Annotated in this window: 12 protein-coding genes; 8 read left to right on the top strand and 4 right to left on the bottom strand. The window is 73.3% G+C overall.

The features are described 5' to 3' along the window. A partial coding sequence (locus tag IF83_RS0128535; protein WP_030549115.1) for a M4 family metallopeptidase occupies positions 1-1373 on the top strand: 1373 nt, incomplete at its 5' end. 70 nt (positions 1374-1443) lie between these two features. On the opposite strand, the gene glgP is transcribed toward IF83_RS0128535, so the two are convergent. Continuing rightward, positions 1444-4041 (bottom strand): alpha-glucan family phosphorylase, encoded by a 2598-nt coding sequence (gene glgP / locus IF83_RS0128530; protein ID WP_030549113.1) that lies wholly within the window; start codon positions 4039-4041, stop codon positions 1444-1446. Positions 4042-4425: 384 nt separating this feature from the next. On the opposite strand from glgP, the gene IF83_RS0128525 reads away from it, so the two are divergent. The 5 genes from IF83_RS0128525 to glgB all read left to right on the top strand — a co-directional run bounded on the left by IF83_RS0128525 (position 4426) and on the right by glgB (position 14848). Then, entirely contained in the window at positions 4426-5697 is a 1272-nt protein-coding gene (locus tag IF83_RS0128525; protein ID WP_078843991.1) for a S8 family peptidase, read from the top strand. 476 nt (positions 5698-6173) lie between these two features. Further along, the gene (locus IF83_RS0128520) at positions 6174-8171 is read left to right on the top strand and encodes an alpha-1,4-glucan--maltose-1-phosphate maltosyltransferase (protein ID WP_030549110.1); all 1998 of its coding nucleotides are present in this window, start codon (positions 6174-6176) and stop codon (positions 8169-8171) included. Further along, positions 8168-9991, top strand: coding sequence for a maltose alpha-D-glucosyltransferase (gene treS, locus IF83_RS0128515; protein ID WP_167343631.1), 1824 nt, complete (start codon positions 8168-8170; stop codon positions 9989-9991). Before IF83_RS0128520 ends, treS begins: the two co-directional genes overlap by 4 nt. A 232-nt stretch (positions 9992-10223) precedes the next feature. Next, positions 10224-12005 carry a maltokinase N-terminal cap-like domain-containing protein gene (locus IF83_RS0128510; RefSeq protein WP_078843989.1) on the top strand — a complete coding sequence of 594 codons (1782 nt, stop codon included), beginning with the start codon at positions 10224-10226 and terminating at the stop codon, positions 12003-12005. A 194-nt stretch (positions 12006-12199) separates the two neighbouring features. Continuing rightward, positions 12200-14848, top strand: a complete 2649-nt coding sequence (glgB, locus tag IF83_RS0128505) for a 1,4-alpha-glucan branching enzyme (protein ID WP_244177251.1) — start codon at positions 12200-12202, stop codon at positions 14846-14848. A gap of 286 nt (positions 14849-15134) precedes the next feature. Here glgB and IF83_RS0128500 read toward each other — a convergent pair whose 3' ends face one another. Then, entirely contained in the window at positions 15135-16607 is a 1473-nt protein-coding gene (locus IF83_RS0128500) for a cation:dicarboxylate symporter family transporter (protein ID WP_078843988.1), read from the bottom strand. A gap of 255 nt (positions 16608-16862) precedes the next feature. Between IF83_RS0128500 and IF83_RS0128495 the strand changes: the two genes are divergently transcribed. Together IF83_RS0128495 and IF83_RS0128490 are read left to right on the top strand one after the other, a co-directional pair. Then, complete coding sequence (locus tag IF83_RS0128495; protein WP_030549101.1) at positions 16863-18551, top strand: sensor histidine kinase; 1689 nt, start codon at positions 16863-16865, stop codon at positions 18549-18551. A gap of 14 nt (positions 18552-18565) precedes the next feature. Then, positions 18566-19270 carry a response regulator gene (locus tag IF83_RS0128490; RefSeq protein ID WP_051723504.1) on the top strand — a complete coding sequence of 235 codons (705 nt, stop codon included), beginning with the start codon at positions 18566-18568 and terminating at the stop codon, positions 19268-19270. Between the two features lie 169 nt (positions 19271-19439). Here the strand turns inward: IF83_RS0128490 and IF83_RS0128485 are convergent, their stop codons facing one another. Both IF83_RS0128485 and IF83_RS32715 read right to left on the bottom strand, forming a co-directional pair. Beyond that, the gene (locus IF83_RS0128485) at positions 19440-20165 is read right to left on the bottom strand and encodes a DUF4142 domain-containing protein (RefSeq protein WP_244177250.1); all 726 of its coding nucleotides are present in this window, start codon (positions 20163-20165) and stop codon (positions 19440-19442) included. Positions 20166-20499: 334 nt separating this feature from the next. After that, on the bottom strand, positions 20500-20679 hold the full coding sequence (locus IF83_RS32715) for a DUF397 domain-containing protein (RefSeq protein WP_347877134.1): 180 nt from the start codon (positions 20677-20679) through the stop codon (positions 20500-20502). Positions 20680-20797: the final 118 nt, after the last annotated feature.

The following is a 20797-nucleotide window of genomic DNA, read 5'->3' as shown; positions in this document are numbered from 1 at the left end:
ACCGGGACGGCACCACCCACACCCGCTACGAACGCACCTACGCCGGACTCCCCGTCCTCGGCGGCGACCTCGTCGTCCACGAGACCAGGAGCGGCAAGCACGAGGGCGTCACCAAGGCGACCAAGGCCACCATCAAGGTCCCCACCACCCGCACCGACATCACCGCCACCACCGCCAAGAAGACCGCCCTGGCCACCGCCAAGGACGAAGCCGGCCCCAAGGCCACCACCGCCAAGGCCCCCCGCAAAATCATCTGGGCCGGCGACGGCACCCCCGTCCTCGCCTGGGAGACCGTCACCGGCGGACTCCAGGAGGACGGCACCCCCAACGAACTCCACGTCATCACCGACGCCGCCACCGGCAAGGAACTCCACAGCTGGCAGGGCGTCCACAAGGGCACCGGCAACAGCCAGTACAGCGGTGCCGTCGACCTGGGCACGGCGTCCTCCGGCGGCCGCTTCACCCTGACCGACACCGATCGCGGCGGCCACACCACACACGACATGGCCAACGAACACTCGGGCGAGGGCACGCTCTTCACGGACGACGACGACGCCTGGGGCGACGGCACCACGGACGAGCCGCAGACCGCCGGCGTCGACGCCCACCACGGCGCCGCGGTGACCTGGGACTACTACAAGCAAGTCCACGGCCGCGACGGCATCCGGGGCGACGGCGAGGGCGCCGTCTCCCGCGTGCACTACGGCGACGCCTACGTCAACGCCTTCTGGCAGGACTCCTGCTTCTGCATGACCTACGGCGACGGCGACGGCAACGCCAAACCGCTCACCTCACTCGACGTGGCCGCGCACGAGATGACCCACGGCGTCACCTCCGCCACGGCCGGCCTGGTCTACGAAGGCGAGTCGGGCGGCCTGAACGAGGCGACCTCCGACATCTTCGCCGCCGCCGTCGAGTTCCACGCCGCCAATCCCGAGGACCCGGCCGACTACCTCGTCGCCGAGAAGATCGACATCAACGGTGACGGCACCCCGCTGCGGCACATGGACGAGCCGTCCAAGGACGGCCACTCGGAGGACTACTGGTACGACGGCATCGACGCGGTCGATGTCCACTACTCCTCCGGGCCCGCCAACCACTTCTTCTACCTGCTCTCCGAGGGCAGCGGCGCCAAGGAGATCAACGGTGTCCGGTACGACAGCCCGACCGCCGACGGCTCGGCCGTCGAGGGCATCGGCGTGGCCAAGGCAGCGGACATCTGGTTCAAGGCGCTGACCGCCCACATGACCTCGTCCACCGACTACCACGAGGCCCGCGAGGCGACGCTGAAGGCCGCCGGCGAGCTGTTCGGCGCGGACAGCACCGAGTACCGCACCACCGGCGCCGCCTGGGCCGCCGTCAACGTCACCTGACACCGGACCCCGCGGGGCCCGCCGCGGCCGCATCCCACGGCACACGGCCGGGCCCCGCCCCACCGGCGCCCTACCGGAACAGCACGCCCGCCTCCTCGCCCAGGGCCTCCTCCGGCACCGCCATCAGCCCCAGCTCCGCGCCGCTCGCCAGCAGCCGGTGCGCGGGCAGCACCCGCACGGTGAAGCCGAACGGCCCCGTCCGCTCCAGGGTCAGCTCGCCCTCGTACGGCCACCGCCCCTCGGCGTCCGCGGTGCCGGCCGGTTTGAGCGGTACGGCGCGGCCGCCGGTGATGCGGTCCTCGCCGTCCACCCGCCCGGCGACGGCCTGCACCTCCACGTCCTCCGGGACGAGCCGGTCCAGCGCGACCCGCACCCGCAACGACAGCACCGATCCCAGCTCCGCGCTGCCGCCGTTCCCGCCGCCCGTGGACGCCTCGACCCGGCCGACGGCGACCCGCGGCCAGGCCGCCCGGACCTTCGCCTTCCAGGCCGCCAGCTCCCGTGCGGCGTCCGGGCCGAGCCGCCGGTGCGCGCGGGCCGCCGGGGTGTAGAGCTCCCGGACATAGGCCTCGACCATGCGCTCGGCCCGCACCTTCGGCCCCAGCTCCGTCAGGGTGCGCCGGACCATCTCGGTCCAGCGGTCCGGCAGCCCGTCCGGGCCGCGGTCGTAGAAGAGCGGGGCGACCCGCTGCTCCAGCAGCTCGTAGAGGGCGTGCGCCTCCAGGTCGTCGCGCCGGTCCTCGCCGGTGGCCGGGTCGTCGGCGGTCGGGACGGCCCAGCCGAAGTCCGGCTCGAACCACTCGTCCCACCAGCCGTCCAGCACCGACAGGTTGAGGCAGCCGTTGAGGGCGGCCTTCATCCCGGAGGTGCCGCAGGCCTCCAGCGGCCGGAGCGGGTTGTTCAGCCAGACGTCGCAGCCCGGGTAGAGCCGCTGGGCCATCGTCATGCCGTAGTCGGGCAGGAAGACGATCCGGTGCCGCACCCGCGGGTCGTCCGCGAACCGGACGAGCTCCTGCACCAGCCGCTTGCCGCTGTCGTCCGCGGGGTGCGCCTTGCCGGCGACGACGATCTGCACCGGCCGCTCCGGGTGGAGCAGCAGTTCCGTCAGCCGCTCGCGGTCGCGGAGCATCAGGGTGAGCCGCTTGTACGAGGGCACGCGGCGGGCGAAGCCGATGGTGAGGACGTCCGGGTCCAGCACCCCGTCGATCCAGCCCAGTTCCGCCGCCGCCGCGCCGCGCTGCCGCCAGGAGGCGTACAGCCGTTCCCGTACCTCCGCCACCAGCCGCTCGCGGAGCGTGCGCCGCAGCGCCCAGAGGGCGTCGCCGGGCAGCGCCTGCGCCCCGCCGCTCCCGGCGCCGGCCCGGAGCACCTCGGGCGCGGTCCAGGTCGGGCCGTGGACACCGTTGGTGACGGAGGTGATGGGCACCTCGGCGGCGTCGAAGCCGGGCCACAGGCCGGCGAACATCTCCCGGCTGACCCCGCCGTGCAGCTGGGAGACGCCGTTGGCGCGCTGGGCGAGCCGCAGGCCCATCACCGCCATGTTGAAGACGTTCGGCTCGCCGCCCGGATAGGTCTCCCGGCCGAGTTCCAGGACGCGTCCGGCGTCCACGCCGGGCAGTTCGCCGTCGTCGCCGAAGTGGCGGGCGACGAGCTCCCGGTCGAAGCGGTCGATCCCGGCGGGCACGGGGGTGTGGGTGGTGAAGACCGTCCCGGCGCGCACGGCCTCCAGGGCTGCGTCGAAGTCGAGCCCGCCGTGTTCTTCCTCGCCCAGCTCGCGCAGCCGTTCGAGGCCGAGAAAGCCGGCGTGGCCCTCGTTGGTGTGGAAGACCTCGGGCTCCGGGTGCCCGGTGATCCGGCAGTAGGCGCGGACGGCCCGGACCCCGCCGATGCCGAGCAGCATCTCCTGGAGCAGCCGGTGCTCGCTGCCGCCGCCGTAGAGACGGTCGGTCACCCCGCGCTCGCGGGGTTCGTTCTCCTCGGTGTCGGAGTCGAGCAGCAGCAGGGGCACCCGGCCCACCCGGGCCTCCCAGACGGCGGCGTGCAGCGTACGGCCGCCGGGCAGGGCGAGCGTCACCCGGCAGGGCCGGCCGCCGGGCTCGCGGAGCGGGCCGAGCGGCAGCTCGTCGGGGTCGATGAGCGGGTACTGCTCCTGCTGCCAGCCGTCGCGGGAGAGCGACTGCCGGAAGTAGCCGCGCCGGTAGAGGAGTCCGACCCCGATGAGCGGTACGCCCAGGTCGCTCGCGGTCTTGAGGTGGTCCCCGGCGAGGATGCCGAGCCCGCCGGAGTACTGCGGCAGGGCGCCGGTGAGGCCGAACTCGGGCGAGAAGTAGGCGACGGCGGACGGCAGGCCGTCACCGGCCGCCGCGCCCGCGGCGGTCTGGTACCAGCGGGGGCCGGTGAGGTAGTCCCGCAGCTCATCGGCCGCCGCGGTGAGGCGGCGCAGGAAGGCGCCGTCGGAGGCCAGGCTCTCCAGCCGCGCGGCGGACACGCCGCCGAGCAGCCGTACGGGGTCGCCCCCCGCGGCCGTCCCGGCCCCGGGGTCGACGGCCTCGAACAGTTCACGGGTCTCGGGATGCCAGGACCAGCGCAGGTTCCGCGCCAGGTCGCTGAGCGGTCGTAGGGGTTCCGGAAGGACGGGACGCACGCTGAATCGACGAATGGCCTTCACAGGTCGACCGTACGGCGGTCAGGGGTTCCCTTCGCGCACATTCACACGTTCCGTCCGGAACTCACCTCCTGGGGGTGCGGACGGCGGGACCGTGACTTCACGTGCCCGTCGCCGTCGGGCCGGTCCGGGGATGGCGGAAAGCCCCTCCTCCCGCACGAGGAGGTCCGCGCACCCCCGCGTCGCCCGCCGCGTCCGGGCTTCTCACCCATGACGGCGATGACCATCCCGCCCCGGCCGGAGACCACTGTGCCGTAAACCGGTACGGACCCTCCGACGCCGGGCACCGGGCGGGTCGGAACGATCAATTCCGCCCCCGCGAACCTCTTGTCCGGAACCCCTTACCGCGAGAAACTGCAGGTCACCACAGGAGAGGTTCCTTTCTTCATGGCGCATATATCTGATCGACCGTCATCCGACGGTTCACAGAACGACGTTCACACCCCCCACACACGGCGCCTCGTCAGCGGACGCCGTGTCACGACCGCGATCGCCGCCGTCACCTTCCTGCTGTCCCCCCTCGCGTTCTCCGCCCACGCCGCCGACGCGGCGGCACCGGAGGGCCGTATCCTCGGCGCCGGCTCGCCGGACGCCGTGAGCGGCAGTTACATCGTCAGCCTCAAGTCCGGCCAGGGCCTCACCGCGCGTTCCGAGGCCGGCCGCGAGCTGGCGCGGAAGTACGGTGCGAAGATCCGCCACACCTACGGCAGCGCCCTCAACGGCTACGCCGTGCGGCTCTCCGAGGCACAGGCGAAGAAGCTGGCGGCCGATCCCGCCGTCGCCTCGGTGTCGCAGGACGCCACGGTGCGGATCAGCTCGGCCCAGACGGATCCGCCCTCCTGGGGCCTGGACCGGATCGACCAGAGCGACCTCCCGCTGGACAACTCCTACACCCCGCCCGGCGCCGGCGGCTCGGGCGTGACGGCGTACGTCATCGACACCGGTGTCAGCACCGGCCACCAGGACTTCGGCGGCCGGGCGAGCAGCGGCTGGGACTTCGTCGACAACGACGCCGACGCGCAGGACGGCAACGGCCACGGCACCCATGTCGCCGGCACCATCGCCGGCACCTCCCACGGCGTGGCCAAGCAGGCCGACGTCGTCGGGGTCCGGGTCCTGGACGACGAGGGATCCGGCACCATCGCCCAGGTGATCGCGGGCATCGACTGGGTCGCGAAGAACGCGCAGAAGCCGGCCGTGGCCAATATGAGCCTCGGCGGCATCCTCAACGCGCAGCTGGACGACGCGGTCCGGAACGCCATCGCCTCGGGCGTGACGTTCACCGTGGCGGCCGGCAACAACAGCCTGCCGGCGCTGCTCTTCTCGCCGGCCCGGGTCACGGAGGCCATCACCGTCGGCGCGACCGACAAAAACGACGCCCGCGCGAGCTTCTCCAACTGGGGACCGGGCGTGGACGTCTTCGCCCCCGGCGTGGACATCACCTCGGCCTGGCACACCTCGGGCAGTGCCACGAACACGATCTCCGGCACCTCGATGGCGGCCCCCCACGCCGCCGGCGCCGCCGCGCTCCACCTCGACGACCACCCGGCGGACTCGCCGGCGGCGGTCGAGAAGGCGCTGACGGACGGCGCGGCCCAGGGCAAGATCAGCGGCGCGGGCCTCGGCTCGCCGAACCGTCTGCTCCAAGTCGGCGACTGACGCGCCGTCCGCCCGGTTGGCGTCCGTCCGCGCCATTGACCTGACGTCAACCGGGCGCCGGGGCACCGCCGCGGTGCCGCGGTACGGCAGGCCCCCTCCCCGCCCGGCCCCGCTTCGGCGGCAGGACTTCCGGACCGCACCACCCGCCCCTTGAGGGCACACCGGCACCGGCACAGGACCGGCCCGTGACCACGGCACACCGCCGCCGTCACGGGCCGGTCCAGTTTTTACCCTTTCCGGCCCCGAAGGCGGGCCATCACCGTCATGTCCGGCGCCGCGCGGGGGCAGACTCCACCGATAAGCGGCGCCCGTGCTGCCCGCAGCGCCCGGTGCCGCCCACCGGCTCGCACAGTCACCCACGTGAGTGAACGCGGACAGGAGCGCCCATGCCCGCAAGCGGTCAGTCGTCCATGGAGCATATAGAAAGAACAAAAGCCCGCAGAGAGGCTCAAACCGCTACGTCCCCAGGTGGTCCCATGATCGGACGCATCCCCGTGCTCGACATCCGCCCGCTCGTCGACTGCGGGCGGCGGCCGGCCAAGGCGGTGGCCGGCGAGAGCTTCGAGGTCACCGCGACGGTCTTCCGGGAGGGCCATGACGCGGTGGCCGCCAACGTGGTCCTGCTGGACCCCTCCGGCCGTCCCGGGCCGTGGACCCCGATGCGCGAACTCGCCCCCGGCACCGACCGCTGGGGCGCCCGGGTCACCCCGGAATCCGAGGGGCGGTGGAGCTTCACCGTCGAGGCGTGGAGCGATCCGGTCACCACCTGGCGCCGGCACGCCCAGATCAAGATCCCGGCAGGCATCGACACCGAGCTCGTCCTCGCCGAGGGCGCGGCCCTCCACGAGAAGGCCGCCGTCGACGTCCCCAAGCGGGCCGGCCGGGAGGCCGTCCTGCGCGCCGCGGACGCGCTGCGCGACCGGGACCTCTCCCCCGCCGACCGGCTCTCCGCGGCCCTCGCCGAGGACGTCTCGGCGGCCCTCGCCCGCCATCCGCTGCGCGAACTCCTCACCCAGACCCGTCAGTTCCCGCTGCTCGTGGAGCGCCGCCGCGCGCTCTACGGCTCCTGGTACGAGTTCTTCCCGCGCTCCGAGGGCGCCGTGACCGCCCCCGGCGAGCCGCCCGCCGGCGGCACCCTGCGGACCGCCGCCGAGCGGCTGCCCGCCATCGCCGCGATGGGCTTCGACGTCGTCTATCTGCCGCCCGTCCACCCCATCGGCACCGCGTACCGCAAGGGCCCGGACAACACGCTCACGGCCGGCCCGCACGACGTGGGCTCCCCCTGGGCGATCGGCTCCGCGGAGGGCGGCCACGACGCGATCCACCCCGGTCTCGGCACCTTCGAGGACTTCGACCACTTCGTGGCCCGGGCCCGGGCCCTGCGCATGGAGGTGGCGCTCGACTTCGCCCTGCAGTGCTCGCCGGACCACCCGTGGGTGCGCGAGCACCCCTCCTGGTTCCACCACCGGGCCGACGGCTCCATCGCCTTCGCCGAGAACCCGCCCAAGAAGTACCAGGACATCTACCCCGTCGCGTTCGACGCGGACATGACCGGCCTCGTCCGCGAGACCCTGCGGATCCTGCGGCTGTGGATGGACCACGGGGTGCGGATCTTCCGGGTGGACAACCCGCACACCAAGCCCGTGGTCTTCTGGGAGCGGGTCATCGCCGACATCAACCGCCGCGACCCGGACGTCATCTTCCTCGCCGAGGCGTTCACCCGCCCCGCGATGATGCACACCCTGGCCGCCATCGGCTTCCAGCAGTCGTACACCTACTTCACCTGGCGCGAGACCAAGGAGGAGCTGACGGCCTACCTCACCGAGCTGTCCGGCGACGCGGCCGCGTACATGCGGCCCAACTTCTTCGCCAACACCCCCGACATCCTCCCCGGCCACCTCCAGGAGGGCGGCCGGCCCGCCTTCGAGGCACGGGCCGTGCTCGCCGCCACCCTCTCCCCGACCTGGGGGATCTACTCCGGCTACGAGCTGTGCGAGAACACCCCGGCGCGCCCCGGCAGCGAGGAGTACCTGCACTCGGAGAAGTACGAACTGCGGCCCCGCGACTGGGAGACGGCCGAGCGGGAGGGGCGGACCATCGCCCCGCTCATCACGGCGCTCAACCGGATCCGCCGCCGCCATCCGGCCCTCCAGCAACTGCGGGACCTGCACTTCCACCACGCGGACAACGACGCGGTGATCGCCTACTCGAAACGTACTCACGGCGACAGCCCCGATGTCGTACTCACGGTCGTGAACCTCGACCCGCACCACACCCAGGAGGCCACGGTCTCGTTGCACATGCCGGAACTCGGCCTCGACTGGCACGAGTCCGTCCCGGTGCGCGACGAGCTCACCGGCGAGACCTACCACTGGGGCAGGGACAACTACGTGCGGCTGGACCCGGGTTCCCGGCCGGCGCACGTGTTCACCCTGCGACCGTCCTCACCGATCGGAGGGTCACCCACATCATGATCGTCAACGAGCCCGTCCAGGACACCTTCGAGGACACACCGGCGAAAGACCGCGATCCCGACTGGTTCAAGCGCGCCGTCTTCTACGAGGTGCTGGTCCGCTCCTTCCAGGACAGCAACGGCGACGGCATCGGCGACCTCAAGGGCCTCACGGCCAAACTCGACTACCTCCAATGGCTCGGCGTCGACTGCCTCTGGCTGCCGCCGTTCTTCCAGTCCCCACTGCGGGACGGGGGGTACGACGTCTCCGACTACCTCGCCGTGCTCCCCGAGTTCGGCGACCTCGCCGACTTCGTCGAGTTCGTCGACGCCGCCCACCAGCGCGGCATGCGGGTCATCATCGACTTCGTCATGAACCACACCAGCGACCAGCACGAGTGGTTCCAGGAGTCCCGACGCGACCCCGACGGCCCCTACGGCGACTACTACGTCTGGGCCGACGACGACAAGCAGTACCAGGACGCCCGGATCATCTTCGTCGACACCGAGGCCTCCAACTGGACCTTCGACCCGGTGCGCAAGCAGTACTACTGGCACCGCTTCTTCTCCCACCAGCCCGACCTCAACTTCGAGAACCCGGCCGTCCAGGAGGAGATCATCTCCGCCCTGCGGTTCTGGCTGGACCTCGGCATCGACGGCTTCCGGCTGGACGCCGTGCCCTATCTCTACGCCGAGGAGGGCACCAACTGCGAGAACCTCCCGCGGACCCATGAACTCCTCAAGCGGGTCCGCGCCGAGATCGACGCCCACTACCCCGACACCGTGCTGCTCGCCGAGGCCAACCAGTGGCCCGAGGACGTCGTCGACTACTTCGGCGACTTCGAGAAGGGCGGCGACGAGTGCCACATGGCGTTCCATTTCCCGGTCATGCCGCGCATCTTCATGGCGGTGCGCCGGGAGTCGCGCTACCCGGTCTCGGAAATCCTGGCCAAGACCCCGGCCATCCCCTCCGGCTGCCAGTGGGGCGTCTTTCTCCGCAACCACGACGAGCTGACCCTCGAAATGGTCACGGACGAAGAGCGCGACTACATGTACGCCGAGTACGCCAAGGACCCGCGGATGCGCGCCAACATCGGCATCCGCCGCCGGCTGGCCCCGCTGCTCGACAACGACCGCAACCAGATCGAGCTGTTCACCGCCCTGCTGCTCTCCCTCCCCGGCTCGCCGATCCTCTACTACGGCGACGAGATCGGCATGGGCGACAACATCTGGCTCGGCGACCGGGACGCGGTCCGCACCCCCATGCAGTGGACCCCCGACCGCAACGCCGGCTTCTCCTCCTGCGACCCGGGCCGGCTCTTCCTGCCGACCATCATGGACCCGGTCTACGGCTACCAGGTGACCAACGTCGAGGCGGCCATGAGCAGCCCCTCCTCGCTGCTGCACTGGACCCGCCGGATGATCGAGATCCGCAAGCAGAACCCGGCCTTCGGCCTCGGCTCGTACAGCGAACTGCCGTCCAGCAACCCGGCGGTGCTCGCCTTCCTCCGGGAGACCCCGGGGACGGGCGGAGAGGACGACGACCTGGTGCTGTGCGTCAACAACTTCTCCCGCTTCGCCCAGCCCACCGAGCTGGACCTGCGGGCGTTCGCGGGGCGGCACCCCGTGGAGCTGATCGGCGGGGTGCGCTTCCCCGCCATCGGCGAACTGCCCTATCTGCTCACGCTCGCCGGCCACGGCTTCTACTGGTTCCGGCTCCGCCGGTCCGCGGCCGCGAGCACCGCCGACGCGCCGGCGGGCGGTGACGTCACGGGCGTGCCCGCCCACGGCATCACGGGCGTGCCCGCCGCCGAGGTCCCGCGCCCGCTCACCGGCGGCTGACCGCACTCGTGACAGCGCCGGGGCGGGGCGGTTACGACCGGATTCACCGGTTTTCACCGCCCCGCCCCGGGCAGGCTCTCCTCTACGCACCCAGTCCGCACAGCGCATAGGCCAATCGCCTTACCTGATCGGACGATCCTCACCCGACACGTCCCGCACCGCCGGACAGCGATTGCCGCAATCCGGGACACTTTGCGCATCTACGGTGTGCCCGGGGAAAGGACGCGACGCCATGTCGGAGGGCTCGATCCGCCCCAACCCGTACAGCACGGCCCGCACCACCGTCACCGCCCCGGACTCCCCGGCCGACCCGGCGGACGACTCGGCGGACTCACCGGCCCCGCGGTCCACGCCGGCCCGGAACGCCCCGGCCCGGAACGCCCCGGCGGACACCGGGACCCGCGCCGGGCCACCGGGCCGCGGCCGGGCCCAGACCACCACCCGGTCCCTGCTCCCCTCGCTCGTCCCGCTGCTCCGCGCCTGGCTGCCCCGTCAGCGCTGGTTCGCCGGCAAGGGCAATCCCATCACGGGCTTCTCCCTCGTCTCCGCCACCGAGATCCTGCCCTGCACCGCGGGCGGTGCCGCGCCCGGACTGCTCCATCTCCTCGTCCGCGCCCAGCAGCGCCCCGGCACCGCCGACTGCTACCAGCTCCTCATCGGCATCCGCTCCACCCTCCCCCCGCACCTCGCGCACACCCTGATCGGCCGCCCCTCCGAGGGGCCGCTGCACGGCCGCACCGTCTACGAGGCCCTGGCCGACCCGCGTCTGGCCGGGCTGCTCCTGGAGCGGCTGCGCGTACCGGGCCGGCTCGGCGCCCTGCGCTTCACCCGCGCCCCCGGCACCGCCATCGCCTCCGGGCTGACCCCCCGGCTCATCACCGCCGAGCAGTCCAACTCCTCGGTGGTCTACGGCGACGCGTACATCCTCAAGGTCTTCCGCCGCATCGGCACCGGTGTCAACCCCGACCTCGAACTCCCGCTGGCCCTCGCCCGGGCCGGCTGCGACCGCGTACCGCACCCCACGGCCTGGTTCGAGGCCGACCCGGGCGTGGAGGCCGCCGCCGGCGCCGGGCTCGCCGCCGTCCCCGCCGACGACCCGGCCGGCGGCCCGCTGACCCTCGGCATCCTCCAGCCCTTCCTGCCCGGCTCCGCCGACGGCTGGCAGCTCGCCCTGGGCTCCCTGTCCGTGCAGGCCGACTTCACCGGTGCCGCGCACGCCCTCGGCCGGGCCACCGCCGAGGTGCACACCGCACTCGCCGAAGCCCTGCCGACCGCCGTCCTGCGCCGGCCGCAGATCGAGCTCATCGCGGGCGGCATGACCGAACGGCTGGAGGCCGCCGCGGCCGCCGTACCCGCCCTGCGCCCGTACCGCGAGCCGCTGCGCGCCGCCTACGACGAGCTCGCCGCCCTCGGCCACCGCGGCCGCACCTGGCACGCCCAGCGGATACACGGCGACCTCCACCTCGGCCAGGCCCTCCGCAGCGCGCACGACGGCCGCTGGTCCCTCATCGACTTCGAGGGCGAGCCCGCCCGCCCGATCTCCGAGCGCCGCCGGCTGCAGCCCGTCGCCCGCGACATCGCCGGCATGCTCCGCTCCTTCGACTACGCGGCCCGCACCCACCGGCCCGCGTCCGGCACCGCCCCCGGCTGGAGCGGGCAGTGGTCGTGCCGCAACCGCGCGGCCTACTGCGGTGGTTACGCGGAGGCCGCCGGGACCGATCCGCGCGACGAGCCCGAACTGCTGCGCGCCTACGAGACCGACAAGGCCGTGTACGAGGTGCTGTACGAGGCGCGCCACCGGCCCGACTGGCTCCCGGTGCCGATGGCGGCGATCCGCCGCCTCGCCGGGGAGCCGGAGGACGCGCCGCCTCCGGGGCCGGGCCCGGGCGCGGCCGGCGGGCCGGATGGCCGGCCCGCGGGCCGGCCATCCGGCCCCCGATCGTCCGGCCCCCAACCATCCGGTTCCCGGCCCTCCGGCACCTCCGTACCCGACCGGCGCGGCCCGTCCGCATGACGGCCGCCGCGCGGGTCCCCCGTGCCCTCCCCGTACCGGGGCGGCCCCGGCACGGTCACCGCGCCTCCGGACACCGCCGCACCGCGCCACCGCACGCCACCGCCGCAGTCACCGCCACGACCGCAGCCACAACCACAGCCACAGCCGCCGCGTATGAACGTCCGTTCCCCCGCTCCTCCAAGGAGGACTCAGTCGTGACCGCTCGTCCGCCGTCCCCGTCCGGCCCCGCCGGCGACTCCCCCGACCGGCCCCGCTCAGCCACCGGCCGGGCCGCCCGGCCGGCCACCGGGCCGGCCACCGCTGCCGGACAAGGCGACGCCTCTCCGGCCCCCGATGCGGGCTCCCCCCGCACCGCCGGCACGCCCCGGGCCACGGGCTCCCCCCGGGCCGCCGGGCGGACCGGGTCCGCCGGGTCCGCCGGGTCCGCCGGGTCCGCCCAGGCAGCCACCCCCAAGTCCCCGGGCAGGGAAAGGAAACCGGGCCGCGGCCGCGCCAAGGCGTCCGGCACCGCGCCGCGGCCGGCGGCCGCGTCCCGCCCGTCCTCCTCCGCCCGGACCTCCGGCCCCGACGCCGACCCCGTCCCCGGCGCCGTCCGCCCCGCCCCGCTCGACGCCGGCGACCGGCGGCGTCTGCTCGGCGGCGAGCACCACGACCCGCACGCCCTCCTCGGCGCCCATCCCCTGCCGGACGGCGGCGGTGTCCTCTTCCGCGCCCTGCGCCCGTACGCCCGCGCCGTCACCGTCGTGACCGGCGGCGGTCCGGATGGCGGTCCGGGCAGCGGCGCGGGCGGCGGGCTCAGCGCCGGTCTGCACTCCGAGGGGGACGGCCTCTTCGCGGGCGTCCTGCCTCTCGACGCCGTTCCGGAGGACTACCGGCTGCGGATCTCCTACGGCGACGGCGACGCCCCCGAGGTGCTGGAGCAGCACGACCCGTACCGCTTCCTGCCCGCTCTCGGAGAGCTCGATCTGCATCTGATCCACGAGGGGCGCCACGAACGGCTGTGGGAGGCCCTCGGCGCCCGGCCGATGACCCACCGCGGCGTCGCCGGCACCCGGTTCACCGTCTGGGCGCCGAACGCCCGCGGCGTCCGCGTCACCGGCGACTTCACCTGCTGGAACGGCACCTGCTACCCGATGCGCTCACTCGGCGCCAGCGGTGTGTGGGAGCTGTTCGTGCCGGGGGTCGGCGAGGGCACCCTCTACAAGTTCGACATCGCCGGACCCGACGGCGCGCACAGTCTGCGGGCCGACCCGATGGCCCGGCGGACCGAGTGCCCGCCCGCCACCGCCTCGGTCGTCACGTCCTCCGCCCACCGGTGGCAGGACGGGGAGTGGATGCGCCGCCGCGCCGCGCGCCGCGTCCACCAGTCGCCGTTCTCGGTCTACGAGGTGCATCCGGCGTCCTGGCGGCCGGGGCTGGGCTACCGCCAGCTCGCGGAGCAGCTTCCGGCGTACGTCAAGGAGCTGGGGTTCACGCACGTCGAGCTGATGCCGGTCGCCGAGCACCCCTTCGGCGGCTCCTGGGGCTACCAGGTCACCTCGTACTACGCGCCGACCGCCCGGCTCGGCACCCCGGACGACTTCCGGTATCTCGTCGACGCGCTGCACCGGGAGGGCATCGGGGTCATCGTCGACTGGGTGCCGGCGCACTTCCCCAAGGACGCGTGGGCGCTCGCCCGGTTCGACGGCACACCGCTGTACGAGCCGGCCGACCCGCGGCGCGCCGAGCATCCCGACTGGGGCACGCTGACGTTCGACTACGGGCGGACGGAGGTCCGCAACTTCCTCGTCGCCAACGCCGTGTACTGGTGCGAGGAGTTCCACATCGACGGGCTGCGGGTGGACGCGGTGGCGTCCATGCTCTACCTGGACTACTCGCGGGAGGGCGGCGAGTGGGTGCCCAACCAGTACGGGGGCCGCGAGAACCTCGACGCCGTGGCGTTCCTGCAGGAGATGAACGCGACCGTCTACCGGCGCTGCCCCGGCGTCGTCACCATCGCCGAGGAGTCGACGGCCTGGGACGGCGTCACCCGGCCCACCCACGTCACCGGCCCGAACGGCCTGGGCGGGCTGGGCTTCGGCCTGAAGTGGAACATGGGCTGGATGCACGACTCGCTGGGCTACATGGCGCGCGAACCGGTGCACCGCAAGTACCACCACCACGAGATGACCTTCTCGATGGTGTACGCGTACAGCGAGAACTACGTCCTGCCCATCTCGCACGACGAGGTGGTGCACGGCAAGGGCCCCCTCGTCAACAAGATGCCCGGCGACTGGTGGCAGCGGCGGGCCGGCCACCGCGCGTACCTGGGCTTCATGTGGGCCCACCCGGGCAAGCAACTGCTGTTCATGGGGCAGGAGTTCGCGCAGGGCGCGGAGTGGTCGGAGGTGCACGGGCCGGAGTGGTGGCTGCTGGACGACACCTACGCGTCGGCCGGTGACCACCGGGGCGTACGGGACCTGGTCCGCGATCTCAACCGCGTCTACGCCGCCGAGCCGGCGCTCTGGGAGCGGGACACCGATCCGTCCGGCTTCAGCTGGATCGAGGGCGACGCGGCGGAGGACAACGTCTTCGCCTTCCTCCGGCTGGCCGCGGACGGGTCGCCGCTGCTGTGCGTCAGCAACTTCTCGCCGGTGGTGCGCCGGGACTACCGTCTCGGGGTGCCGAGTGAGCCCACCGGCTGGCAGGAGGTCCTCAACACGGACGCGGCCGGCTACGGCGGCAGCGGCGTCGGCAACCCGGATCCGCTGAAGCCGGAGGCGTCCCCCTGGCACGGCCGGCGCGTCAGCATCCAGGTGACGCTGCCGCCGCTGGCGACGGTCTGGCTGCGGCCGGTCGTCTGATCCGGCACCGGACGCGGGGCCGCACGGGCCTGCGCGGCCCGTGCGGTGCGGGAAGCGCGGGAGACGCGGCCCGGTTCTCCGAGGGCTCGTACGGGTTCGCCCGTACGAGCCCTCGGCCGTGCCCCGGCGTGTGGCCGTTCTCGCGGGCCGGAGCAGGGTGACGCCCCTCCGGCCGCCAGGGGAAACAGCCGGAGGGGCGTCGGGGAGATGGTCTTCGGAGCGGGTGCGCCCGGGTCCGTGGAGGGACACCGCGGGCCGGATCGCGGTGGACCCGGGCGCCGGCCCGTCAGACGCCCACCGTCTCCTTCGCCCCGCCGGGGTGGTCGGGTCCCGGGTGGGAGGAGGGGTCCGGAGCGGTGTGGGCGTCGTGCGGCTGATGGCCTCCCCGGCCGTGTTCGGGAGCGGGTCCGTGCTCGTGGCCGTGGTCGTGGCCGTGGTCGTCGACGAACGTCTGCTCGTCGAAGGGGAGGTGCCCGGCGAGGACCTGCTCGGCCCGGGCCTTGTCGATCTCCTTCGTCCAGGTGCCGACCAGGACCGTCGCGACGGCGTTGCCCGCGAAGTTGGTCAGGGCGCGGGCCTCGCTCATGAAGCGGTCGATGCCGACGATGAGGCCGACGCCGTCGACCAGTTCCGGCCGGTGGGACTGGAGGCCGCCCGCGAGGGTGGCCAGGCCCGCGCCCGTGACGCCGGCCGCCCCCTTCGAGGCGATGATCATGAAGACGAGCAGGGAGATCTGCTGCCCGAGCGAGAGCGGGTCGCCCATCGCCTCGGCGACGAAGAGGGAGGCCATCGTCAGATAGATCGCCGTGCCGTCGAGGTTGAAGGAGTAGCCGGTCGGCACGGTGATGCCGACGACCGGCCTGCTGACGCCCAGGTGCTCCATCTTGGCGATGAGGCGCGGCAGCGCGGACTCCGAGGAGGAGGTCGAGACGATCAGCAGGAACTCCCGGCCGAGATACCGGAGCAGAGTCCAGATGTTCACGCCCGCGACGATCCTCAGCAGCGCGCCGAGGACGAGGAAGACGAAGACCCCGCAGGTGACGTAGAAGCCGATCATGACGACGGCGAGGGACTTGAGCGCGCCGACGCCCGTCTCGCCCACCACCGCCGCGATGGCGCCGAACGCCCCGACCGGCGCCACCCACATGATCATCGCCAGCACCCGGAAGACGAGCCGCTGGAGGTGGCCGATGCCGCGGAGCAGCGGTTCCCCGGCGGTGCCCATGGCCTGCAGCGCGAAGCCGGTGAGGAGCGCGATGAGCAGGGTCTGCAGCACCTCGCCCTCGGTGAAGGCCGAGACCATGGTGGTGGGGATGATGCCGAGCAGGAAGTCGGTGGTGGACTCGCTCGCGCCGGCGGCCTGCTCCGCGCCGGCGCTGCGTGCGGACTCGGTCAGGTCCAGGGCAACGCCGGGGAGCATGTTGCCGACGACCAGGCCGATGGCGAGCGCCACGGTCGACATGATCATGAAGTAGCCGAGGGCCAGCCCGCCCACGGCGCCGACCTTCGCGGCCTTCCGCACCGAGCCGACACCGAGCACGATCGTGCAGAAGATGATCGGCGAGATCATCATCTTGATCAGGCCGACGAAGCCGGTGCCGAGCGGCTTCAGTTCGGCCGCCACTCCGGGCGCCGCGAAGCCCAGCAGGATGCCGGCGAGCACCGCGGCGATGACGGCGAGGTAGAGATAGTGGGTTCTGTCCCGCTTCACCCGAGCACCCTCGGGTGGGGTCCGTACGGCCACGGCTGCCTCCTGCATCGTGCTTCCCGGTCGTGACGCCGCTCCCGGTGCCGTCCCACCCGTGCCGTGCTCCGTTCCGGCGTCCCGGCGACTATCCACCAGCGGGTGGGCCGGGTCACGGTTGCGTTCATTGAGTTCGCGGACGCTGCCGGTCCGCTACGGAGCGCGGGGACGCACGGACGCCCGGGGACGGGGACGCGGAGCCCCCGGTCGTGGCGGGAGCGGGCCGCACTCCCCTGCCGGTCCCGGGGAAGCGCCGGGCAGACTGGGCCCATGCGTGTTCCCCGTCCCCGCAGCCTGGCCGGTCAGCTCTTCGCCATGCAGGTCGTGCTGGTCGCCGTCGTGGTGGCCGGTTACGCCGTGTTCACGTACATCACGGACCTGCGGCAGACGGAGCAGACGGCGCGGCTGCGGGCGATGACGGCGGCGCGGGCGATCGCCGTCTCTCCGTCCGTGCCGGAGGCCATCCGCGGCGGGGACCCGACGGCGGTGCTGCAGCCGTACGCGGAGCGGGTCCGCCGCGACACCGGCGTCGCCTTCGTCACGATCATGGACACGGACGGCATCCGCTGGACGCACCCCGACCCGGAGCGGATCGGCGAGGAGTTCCTGGGCCACACCGGGCCCGCGCTCGCGGGCCGCACCTTCTCCGAGACGTACACCGGCACGCTCGGACCCTCGGTGCGGGTGGTGACGCCGATACGGGACGGCGGCCGGGTGGTGGGCCTGGTGAGCGCCGGGATCACGGTGGAGCGGATCAGCGCCGAGGTGCGCCGGCAGATGGCCGTGCCGGCCGGGGTGGCACTGGGGGCGCTGGTGCTCGGCGGCCTCGGCACGTACGTCGTCAACGCCCGGCTGCGGCGTCATACGCACGGGATGAACGCCTCCGAACTGAGCCGGATGCACGACTACCATCAGGCGGCGCTGCACGCCGTCCGCGAGGGGCTGCTGATGCTGGACGGGCGGCGGCGGATCGCGCTGGTCAACGACGGGGCCCGGGAGCTGCTGGGGCTGGGCCCCGGCGCCGTGGGCCGCTGCGTCACCGAGCTGGGGCTGCCCCCGTCGCTGACCGGGGCGCTGCTGGCCTCGGAGCCCCGGGTGGACGAGGTCCATCCGACGGCCGAGCGGATCGTGGTGGTGAACACCTCGCCCGTCTCGGGCGGTGAGCGGCGCGGCACGGTCGTCACCCTGCGGGACCACACCGAGCTCCAGGAGCTCTCCGGCGAGCTGGACTCGGTGCGCGGCTTCGCGGAGGCGCTGCGGTCCCAGGCGCACGAGGCGGCGAACCGGCTGCACGCCGTGGTGTCGCTGATCGAGCTGGGCCGCGCGGAGGAGGCGGTGCGGTTCGCGACGGAGGAGCTGGAGCTGGCGCAGGCGCTGACGGACCGGGTGGTGGCGGCCGTGGGAGAGCCGGTGCTGGCGGCTCTGCTGCTCGGCAAGGCGGCGCAGGCCAGCGAGCGGGGTGTGGAGCTGACCCTGGCCCCGGAGAGCCGCATCGACGACGGTGTTCTGCCGGCGGAGCTGCCGCCCCGCGATCTGGTGACGATCCTCGGCAATCTGATCGACAACGCGGTGGAGGCGGCCGGCGGGGAGAACGCCGCCGGGGGCGTCCGGGAGCGCCGCCCGCGGGTGACGGTGACGGCGCGGGCCGCCGACGGCGAGCTGCTGCTGCGGGTGCGGGACACGGGTCCCGGCATCTCCCCGGAGGCCCTGGACGGGATGTTCGAACGCGGCTGGACGACGAAGGCGGCGCGGCGCGGCGGCGAGGAGTCGGCGGGCGGCGGCCCGGGGCGCGGACTCGGCCTGGCCCTGGTCCGGCAGGCGGTGCGCCGCAACGGCGGATCGATCGAGGCGGCGCGGGCGGAGGGCCGGGGCGGGGGCGCGGCCGGTGGTGGCGACGGCGGGGGCGCGGAGTTCACCGTACGGCTGCCGCTGGCGGCCGTGGTTGGGGCGGCACGGTGAGCGGGGGCGGCACGGTGAGCGGAGACCCGGGGCGCGGGCGGCCGCCAATCCGGGTGCTGGTGGTCGAGGACGACCCGGTCGCCGCGGACGCCCACGCGCTGTACGTGGAACGGGTGCCCGGTTTCGAGGTGGCCGGCACCGTGCACTCCGGCTCGGCGGCGCGGCGGCACCTGGAGCGGGACCCGGTGGACCTGCTGCTGCTCGACCTCTACCTGCCGGACGGCCACGGACTGGGGCTGCTGCGCTCGCTGCGCGCCGCGGGCCGGACGGCGGACGTGATCGCGGTGACCTCCGCGCGGGATCTGGCGGTGGTCCGGGAGGGGGTGTCGCTCGGTGTCGTCCAGCATGTGCTGAAGCCCTTCGCCTTCGCGACGCTCCGCGAACGGCTCGTGCGCTACGCCGAGTTCCGCGCGGCGGCGGGCGAGGCGAGCGGGCAGGAGGAGGTGGACCGCGCGCTGTCCGCGCTGCGCGCGCCGTCCCCGCCCGCGCTGCCGAAGGGGCTCAGCGGCCCGACCCTGGAGTCGGTGACCCGGGCCCTGCGCGGCGCGGACCGGAACGGGACCACCGCCCAGGCGGCCGGTGAGGCGGTGGGGATCTCCCGGATCACGGCCCGCCGCTATCTGGAGCACCTGGTGGACACCGGGCGGGCCGAACGGCGGCCGCAGTACGGGCAGGTGGGCCGGCCGGAGCTGTACTACCGCTGGCGGGGACCTTCCTGAGCGACGCGGCGCGTCCGCGCGCCGCACCACGGGGCCGCGCCGGTGCCGAGGGCCGCCGTCAACGACGGCGGGCGGCACGGCAGTCGCCTGCCGTACCGCCCGGAGGTGCGGGAACCGCTCGCCGTGGCGCGGGGGCCGCGTACCGGCGCTGCCGCCGCCCGCTACGTCGTCACTTCGTCACAGCGGCCTCGACCTCGGCGAAGGTCTCGGCGTCCACGAGGCCGGTGTCCTCCAGGACCTCCATGTGGTCCATGACCGTCTGGTTGGCCTGCCGCGCGTGACGCCGAATCAGGTCGTTCTGCGTCGAGGCGCGCACCTCTCCGATGACGGCGAAGATCTTGCCGTGCGAGGCCCGCAGGATGTTGGCGAAGAGCTTGTCGAACTCGGCGCCCTTGGCGGCCTTCAGCTGCCGTACCCAATCCTGCTGCTCGGCCGTGGCCTGGTCGGGGATCTGGACCCCGAGCAGCTTGGCGTCCTCGCGGACGAGCTGGTCCAGCTTGGCGTGACCGTCGATGAGATGGTGTCCGGCCCGCTTGACCGCCTCGCTGGAGGCGTTGGTCTGCGCCAGCCGCCCGGCGGGGATCTCCCACAGCCCGGCCTGCCGCACGGACGACAGGAATTTCTTGTCGACCTCGGTGACGGTCCCGATGTCGCCCGCGGCGGCCCCCGTCTGCGCCTGCCCCTGTGCCTGCCCCTCGGCGGGGACGGAGCCGTCGGCTCCGGCCCCCACCTGGGGCGCTCCTGCTATCGGACTCAGCTCCTCGTTGGCCTGGCTGCTGCTGGTCTGCAGATTGATCAGTACGGGTATGAGTGCCAGTACGGCGACGATCGCTAGGGCGATGGCCGCCGTGCGCATCGACACTCTGGGCCTGTCGGCCCGACGGTTGCTGCGCACGGTGCCTCCTCCTGGGGACGGGTGTTCCATCCCATACGGAGGACATCGGGCGGGTGTTCACCGTCCGCCGGGGCAATCGGATCGCCCCGCTCCGTACGGCCGCCGGGGCCGGAAGGACACCCCGCGATACCCGCGCGCCCGGACGGCCGTGCCCCCCGGACTCACGTCCTCCGCGGACCCCCGTCAAGCCCTGGAACAGTCCGAACGGAGTCCAGTCCTTCGTCACTTGTGTCCGGCTGGGGGTGAGACCCGGTGACGCGGAAGACCCGCCGAACCGGGCCGGCCTGCGGCGGAACCCTGCCACACGGAAGGCCGACCTCGGTGTCCTCGTCGGCTATCCGATATCCCGGCCGATGAATTCCACGAATGCGTCCCAGGAGGCCGGTGGAACGCTCATGGTTCCGCGGCTGCGGTCCTTGGTGTCCCGGACCAGTATTTCGTCAGGGTCGTTGTCTGCCACTTCAACGCAGGTGTCCGACTTCGTGTAGGAGCTGGTACGCCAGTTCGGGGTCATGGGCCGCATGGCTGGTCTCCTAGGCCGTTTCTGATGGCTCTTGGTGGGCGGGGTGGATCTCCTGGTTGGCCGGGCAGGACGCCCGTATGGTGCGGCGACACGAGCTCACGGACGCGCA

It is taken from the genome of Streptomyces albus subsp. albus, from assembly GCF_000719865.1.
Taxonomy (GTDB): Bacteria; Actinomycetota; Actinomycetes; order Streptomycetales; family Streptomycetaceae; genus Streptomyces; species Streptomyces albus_E.
This window is presented reverse-complemented; position numbering and strand designations above follow the sequence as displayed.

What these genes read in the sequence shown, in the direction of transcription:
- IF83_RS0128520 (WP_030549110.1), top strand. Translation starts at nt 6,174, where the DNA reads ATGATCGGACGCATCCCCGTGCTCGACATCCGCCCGCTCGTCGACTGC.
- treS (WP_167343631.1), top strand. Translation starts at nt 8,168, where the DNA reads ATGATCGTCAACGAGCCCGTCCAGGACACCTTCGAGGACACACCGGCG.
- IF83_RS0128510 (WP_078843989.1), top strand. Translation starts at nt 10,224, where the DNA reads ATGTCGGAGGGCTCGATCCGCCCCAACCCGTACAGCACGGCCCGCACC.
- IF83_RS0128495 (WP_030549101.1), top strand. Translation starts at nt 16,863, where the DNA reads ATGCGTGTTCCCCGTCCCCGCAGCCTGGCCGGTCAGCTCTTCGCCATG.
- IF83_RS0128525 (WP_078843991.1), top strand. Translation starts at nt 4,426, where the DNA reads ATGGCGCATATATCTGATCGACCGTCATCCGACGGTTCACAGAACGAC.
- IF83_RS32715 (WP_347877134.1), bottom strand. Translation starts at nt 20,679, where the DNA reads ATGACCCCGAACTGGCGTACCAGCTCCTACACGAAGTCGGACACCTGC.
- IF83_RS0128500 (WP_078843988.1), bottom strand. Translation starts at nt 16,607, where the DNA reads ATGCAGGAGGCAGCCGTGGCCGTACGGACCCCACCCGAGGGTGCTCGG.